Raw genomic sequence first — 5547 nt, 5'->3', positions numbered from 1 at the left:
CGAGCGCGGGCCGCGCCGCGTCGGCGAACCGCGACGCCCGCGACCCGGCGGCGGGGGCCGCGCCGGACGCGATCGCCGACGCGAGGGCGTCCGGCGGCCCGGCTCCGGGGCCCGTCACGCGGGGCCCGTCCCGGCGAGGATCTCGGCCAGGTGGGCGACGCGGACGCCGCCGCGCAGCCGCGACAGGGCCCCGCCGATGTGCGCGAGGCAGGAGTTGTCGACGGCGCAGACGACGTCGGCGCCGGTGTCGCGGATGTGCCGGATCTTGTCGGCGACCATCGCGACGGACACGTCGGCGTTCTTCATCGCGAACGCGCCACCGAACCCGCAGCACTCGTCCGCGGCGGGCAGGCCGACCAGTTCGAGGCCGCGCACGGCGCGCAGCAGCCGCTCGGGACGGTCGGCGACGCCGAGCGCCCGCGCCGACTGGCACGTCGGGTGGTAGGTGACGCGGTGGGGGTAGTACGCGCCGACGTCGGTGACGTCCAGGACGTCCACCAGGAACTCGGTCAGCTCGTACACGGCGAGCGACTCGGCGGCGCCCGCCAGGCCGGGGTCGCGGACGGTGCGCGCGATCCGGGGGTAGGCGTCCCGGACGGCGGCGGCGCACGACGCCGACGGCGCGACGATCGCGTCCGCGCCGGCGAAGACCCTGGTGAAGGCGCGGGCGAGGTCGGCGGCCTCACGCCGGTACCCGGTCGTCCAGTGGAACTGCCCGCAGCAGGTCTGCCCCGGCGGGTGGACGACCTCGTGCCCGAGCCGCTCCAGCAGCACCGTCACGGCCTTCCCCGTGTCGGGGAACCACGCGTCGTCGTAGCACGCGACGAACAGCGCGACGCGCATGACCGGCCTCCCCCCTCCTTCGGCCCGCTCCCCGGGGGACATCGTAGGGCGCGCGGAGGCCGCCTCCGGCTGAAACGACGGCATCCGGTGGCCGGAACCGGGCGGCCGGGTGACACGCGGCGGACCTTTTGGAACGTTTGCCGATCTTCGGCGTGTCGTTCTTCATCCGTTATCGAGTGCAGGGGACGCTATGTACTGCACCTCAGGGTGAGGAGGGTCACAAATCTCCCCTGCCGCGGTACCAGAGGACAATCGTCCCAACGGGCTATAGGCGGCGGGGGCGAACCGTTCCACACTGGGGTGCGTCAGTAAAGGAAAGTCCACCGACCAGTAGTTGAGACCGGAGGCACGCCATGTGCCCGCACCAGCCGCCCTGTCCCTCGCACGACGCGCCCGACCGCGACGCCGCCCGCACGCTGGCCGCCCACCCCGAGCAGGGGTGGAGCCTGCTGTGCAACGGCGTGGTGGTCTTCGAGGACACCGGTGAGCTGCTGCCCGACGGGGGAGTCATCGCACCGCACCGGCCGACGGACCTGCAGGCCTCGTCCGCGGCCTAGGCCGTCCGGGGCCGGTCGCCACGGGGAGACCGGCCGCATCGATGAACGATCCGCGGGGGCAAGCCCCACCGCACGGACCTCTGGGCCCGCCCCCGGGCCCAGAGGTGACCCTCACATCCGCCTGAGAACATCCGCCCGAGCGAACCCGCCCGAGCAAACCCCGCCCGGGCACCCACACCGTTCACGGGGAGACGGCGGTCCGGGACGCCGCCCAGCGCCGCAGCCACGGGACCGCCGCCGCCGCGACCGCCGCGGGATCCTTCGCCAGGTCGTGCCGCTCTCCGGGCAGCACCACCACCCGCGCCGCGTCGGCCGGGTCCGGGACGCCGAACGGGTCGCGGTCGCCGTTCACCACGAGCACCTCCGTGCCCGCCGAGCGCAGCTCGTCCGCCCGCGACCGTTCCGGCTTCCCGGGCGGATGCAGCGGGAACGCGAGCGCGAGCACCCCGGCCGCCCCGGCCGCCCGCGCCGTCCGGCACGCCACCCGGGCGCCGTTGCTGCGCCCGCCCTGCACCAGCGGGACGTCCCCGAACCGTGCGCGCAGCGCCGCGACGATCTCCAGCCATGCCTCGTCCTGCTTCACCGGCGATCCGGGCGCCCGGCGGCCCGCCAGCCGGAACGGCTGCATCACCCGCGCCACCGCGCCGCCGAGTTCCAGCGCCGCGTCCCGTACCGCGAGCAGGTCCGGCGCGTCCACTCCCCCGTTCGACCCGTGCGTCAGGACCAGCAGGAACGCGGGGTCCGCGGGCGCGTCGAGGGCGGCCTCCGCGGGCCCGTGCGCGGTCGAGAGCTCCATGCCGCCACCGTAGTGACCGCACGAATGATCTTGTGAGGCAGACTGGCCGTATGGTGAAGATGACCGACGACGAATGGCGCGCCTTCGTCACCGCGGGGACCCGCACGGGCAAGTGCGCCGTCACCCGTAAGGACGGCGCCCCGCACGTGACGCCCGTCTGGTTCGTCCTCGACGGCGACGACCTGCTGTTCAACACCGGCACGGCCTCCGTCAAGGGACGCGCGCTCGCCCGCGACCCGCGCCTCGCGGTGTGCGTCGACGACCAGGAGCCGCCGTACTCGTTCGTGCTGCTGCGGGCCGAGGCGGCGCTCGTCGAGGACCTGGACGAGATGCGCCGCTGGGCGACCGCGATCGGCGCCCGCTACATGGGCGCGGACCGCGCCGAGGAGTTCGGCGCCCGCAACGCCGTCCCCGGCGAGTGCCTCGTGCGCGCCCGGATCACCGAGGTGATCGCCGAACGCGGCGTCGCCCACTGAGCACCGGCGCGGGCGCCGGCGGGGCGAGCGGGCGGGCCCGGTCGCCTCCCGTGGCGCTAAGCTGCTGATTCACGCAGTCGGCCGTCCGGGGGGCGTCACAGGTGGAGCTCGGCACGCGCCGCGACGGGCCGCTCCCTCTGCGGTTGCTGCCCTTCGTGGCCATGGCGGTCATCTCCGTCATCGACTTCTCCGCCGGTCCCAGCGTCGGCTACCTGCCGCTGCTCGCGCTGGGCCCGGCGTTCGCGAGCCTCTTCGGCGGCGTCCCGCGCACCCTGTCGGTGGGGGTGCTCGCGATCGTCCTCTGCACGCTCCTCGCCGGTTACAACGACCTCCTCGGAGCCTTCCGGACGAACCTGACGTTCGTCTCCATCGCCGGCGTCACCGCCGCCGGGACGCTCGCCGCGGTGTACCGGCAGCGCCGCGAGCGGGAGCTCGCCGACGTCCGCAACATCGCGGAGGTCGCGCAGCGGGTGCTGCTGCGCCCGATGCCGCGGCGCGTCGGCCCGGTGCGCGCGACCGTCCGGTACGTCTCCGCGGCGGCGGGCGCGCGGATCGGCGGCGACCTGTACGAGGTGGTGCAGACCGCGCGGGGCGTGCGGATCATCGTCGGGGACGTGCAGGGCAAGGGCCTGGACGCCGTCGAGACCGCCGCGGTCGTCCTCGGCGCGTTCCGCGAGGCCGCCTACGACGAGCCGGACCTGCACGGCGTCGCCGAGCGCATCGAGCGCGCGCTCGCGCGGCAGCTCGGCAGTGAGCAGTTCGTCACCGCCGTCCTCGCCGAGGTGCACGAGAAGGACGGCGTCACGCTGCTGAACCGCGGGCATCCGCCGCCGCTGCTGATCCGTTCCGACGCCTCCGTCACGACGCTCGACCCGCCCGAGCACGCGCCGCCGCTCGGCCTCGCCGTCCTGGTCGACGACCCGGCCCCGGTCGGCAAGGTCGACCTCTCCCCCGGCGACCAGCTGCTGCTCTACACCGACGGCGTCATCGAGGCCCGCAACGCCGAGGGGGTGTTCTACCCGCTCTCCGAGCGGGCCGGCGTCCTTTCCGCGGACGACCCCGAGGAGGCCCTCGACGGCCTGCAGGCCGACCTGCTCTCCTACGTCGGCGCACCGCTCGACGACGACGCCGCCATGCTCCTGCTGCGCCGCCGCGTCTAGGCCCGCGTCCAGGCCCGCCCGTCCGGTGCCGGGGCGCGGGGCTACGGTTCGATGACCAGCTTGCCGCGCGTGTGGCCCGCGCGGCTGGCGTCGAACGCCTCGCCGACCCGGTCGAGCTTGTAGGTCGCGGCGACGTCCACGGTGAGCGCCCCGCGTTCGGCCATGTCGGCGAGTTCGGCGAGCTTCGCGCCGTCCGGCCGCACCCAGATCCAGTGCCCGCCGTGCTCGGCGACCGCGGGGTCCGCGACGGACGCGTGCCGCCCCCCGGGCGCCAGCACGGCCAGCGTCGTGTCGAGCTGCCCGCCCGCGAAGTCGGCGACCGCCGTGACCCCGCCGGGGGCGAGCTCCCGCACGCGCTCGACGAGCCCGTCTCCGTACACGACGGGTTCGGCGCCGCGGCCCCGCAGGTGCGGATGGTTGCGCTCGGACGCCGTCCCGATCACGAACGCGCCCCGGGCGCGGGCGATCTGCACGGCGAGGTCACCGACGCCGCCGGACGCGCCGTGGATCAGCAGCGTGTCCCGGGAGCCCACCTGGAGCCGGTCCAGGGTGCGCAGCGCGGTCATCCCGGCCAGCGGCAGCCCGCCGGCCTGCCGCCAGTCCAGCGTCGTCGGCTTGGGGGCCACCGACCATGCCGACACCGCCACGTACTCGGCGAACGTCCCGGCCCGCACCACGTCCTTGCGGGCGTACGACATCACCTCGTCCCCGACCGCGAACTCGGGGGTGTCCGGGCCGGTCGCCCGCACGACCCCGGCGACGTCCCAGCCGGGGATGACGGGGAACAGCGCCTCCATCATCCCGTCCAGCCCGCCCGCCATCACCTTCCAGTCGACCGGGTTCACCCCGGCCGCCCACACCTCGATCAGGACCTGCCCGGGACCCACCCGCGGGTCCGGGACGTCTTCGACCTTCAGCCGCGAGTTGTCCGCCGCATAGGCCGCATATGTAACAGCGCGCATGACCACACACATAACCAGGAGAAACGGAACTAATCCCGGTGGGCGCGGGCCCAGAGCACGGGCCAGCCGCCCGCGGCGAGCCACGACGCCGGGGCGCGCAGCCCGTGCTCGGCCACCTCGTCCCAGAACCCTCCCGTGTCGGTCCCGAGCTCCCGGACGGCGGGGAAGGCCGACCGCCACGGGCCGTCCTCGTCGGCGAGGGAGGTGGCCGGGAACCCGGGGACGGTCGCGCGGCGCGGCCCCGCGATCACGGCGAGCGGGATCTCCGGCCGCGCGCAGGTGACGTGGACGGTCAGCGCGCACAGCGGCGGCGCCGCGGCGCGGCGCCGGACCGCGCGGGCGAGGGCCGGGTCGTCCCGCACGGCCAGCAGCCCGAGGGCGCGGCGGACGCGGCGGGCGGCGAGGTCGAACGCGTGGGCGTCCGCGATGCCCGGCAGCCGGACGAGGCGGCGCAGCGACTTCGGCAGCGGCGGCTCGCCGGCCAGCAGCCAGAGCCGGTCGAACCGGTCGCGGACGGCCGGGTCCAGCGCCTCGACCGCGTCCCGCAGGGGACGGTGCGCCGTCGCGTCCCAGAGCCCGGCGAGGTCGGCGGCGCGCTCGTCCAGCACGCGGGCGCAGTCCCGCGCGAGCCGGTCGAGGCTCGACCGGCGGAGGCGCACCGCGGCGGCGTCCGGCGCGGTCGCGGCGACGGCGGCGAGCGCGGCGAGCGCTGCGGCGTCGACCCGGACCAGCTCCCGGAGCGCCGAGCCCGCC

General features: G+C 75.7%; 7 protein-coding genes. 3 read left to right on the top strand and 4 right to left on the bottom strand.

What is annotated here, in order from left to right; all coding sequences use genetic code 11:
- Positions 1–114: 114 nt before the first annotated feature.
- Positions 115–843 carry a (Fe-S)-binding protein gene (locus tag ACFQ11_RS36865; RefSeq protein WP_378307458.1) on the bottom strand — a complete coding sequence of 243 codons (729 nt, stop codon included), beginning with the start codon at positions 841–843 and terminating at the stop codon, positions 115–117.
- 353 nt (positions 844–1196) lie between these two features.
- On the opposite strand from ACFQ11_RS36865, the gene ACFQ11_RS36860 reads away from it, so the two are divergent.
- Positions 1197–1400 carry a DUF5999 family protein gene (locus ACFQ11_RS36860; RefSeq protein ID WP_378307456.1) on the top strand — a complete coding sequence of 68 codons (204 nt, stop codon included), beginning with the start codon at positions 1197–1199 and terminating at the stop codon, positions 1398–1400.
- Positions 1401–1581: 181 nt separating this feature from the next.
- On the opposite strand, the gene ACFQ11_RS36855 is transcribed toward ACFQ11_RS36860, so the two are convergent.
- Entirely contained in the window at positions 1582–2196 is a 615-nt protein-coding gene (locus ACFQ11_RS36855; protein WP_378307454.1) for an alpha/beta hydrolase family protein, read from the bottom strand.
- 50 nt (positions 2197–2246) lie between these two features.
- Between ACFQ11_RS36855 and ACFQ11_RS36850 the strand changes: the two genes are divergently transcribed.
- Complete coding sequence (locus tag ACFQ11_RS36850; RefSeq protein ID WP_378307452.1) at positions 2247–2672, top strand: PPOX class F420-dependent oxidoreductase; 426 nt, start codon at positions 2247–2249, stop codon at positions 2670–2672.
- Positions 2673–2773: 101 nt separating this feature from the next.
- Positions 2774–3832 carry a PP2C family protein-serine/threonine phosphatase gene (locus ACFQ11_RS36845; protein WP_378307450.1) on the top strand — a complete coding sequence of 353 codons (1059 nt, stop codon included), beginning with the start codon at positions 2774–2776 and terminating at the stop codon, positions 3830–3832.
- Between the two features lie 41 nt (positions 3833–3873).
- Here the strand turns inward: ACFQ11_RS36845 and ACFQ11_RS36840 are convergent, their stop codons facing one another.
- Together ACFQ11_RS36840 and ACFQ11_RS36835 are read right to left on the bottom strand one after the other, a co-directional pair.
- On the bottom strand, positions 3874–4794 hold the full coding sequence (locus ACFQ11_RS36840) for an NADP-dependent oxidoreductase (protein WP_378307448.1): 921 nt from the start codon (positions 4792–4794) through the stop codon (positions 3874–3876).
- Positions 4795–4823: 29 nt separating this feature from the next.
- Positions 4824–5547 (bottom strand): hypothetical protein (locus ACFQ11_RS36835; protein ID WP_378307446.1); only part of this gene is annotated, 724 nt, incomplete at its 5' end.

Source organism: Actinomadura sediminis (assembly GCF_042675525.1).
In the GTDB taxonomy this organism is placed as follows: domain Bacteria; phylum Actinomycetota; class Actinomycetes; order Streptosporangiales; family Streptosporangiaceae; genus Spirillospora; species Spirillospora sediminis.
Note: the sequence above shows the minus strand (reverse complement) of the source record. Positions and strands in the feature narration are given on the sequence as shown.

Excerpts from the sequence above, each read along its gene's own strand:
- ACFQ11_RS36865 (WP_378307458.1), bottom strand. The coding sequence starts at position 843 with ATGCGCGTCGCGCTGTTCGTCGCGTGCTACGACGACGCGTGGTTCCCC.
- ACFQ11_RS36855 (WP_378307454.1), bottom strand. The coding sequence starts at position 2,196 with ATGGAGCTCTCGACCGCGCACGGGCCCGCGGAGGCCGCCCTCGACGCG.
- ACFQ11_RS36840 (WP_378307448.1), bottom strand. The coding sequence starts at position 4,794 with ATGCGCGCTGTTACATATGCGGCCTATGCGGCGGACAACTCGCGGCTG.
- ACFQ11_RS36860 (WP_378307456.1), top strand. The coding sequence starts at position 1,197 with ATGTGCCCGCACCAGCCGCCCTGTCCCTCGCACGACGCGCCCGACCGC.
- ACFQ11_RS36850 (WP_378307452.1), top strand. The coding sequence starts at position 2,247 with ATGGTGAAGATGACCGACGACGAATGGCGCGCCTTCGTCACCGCGGGG.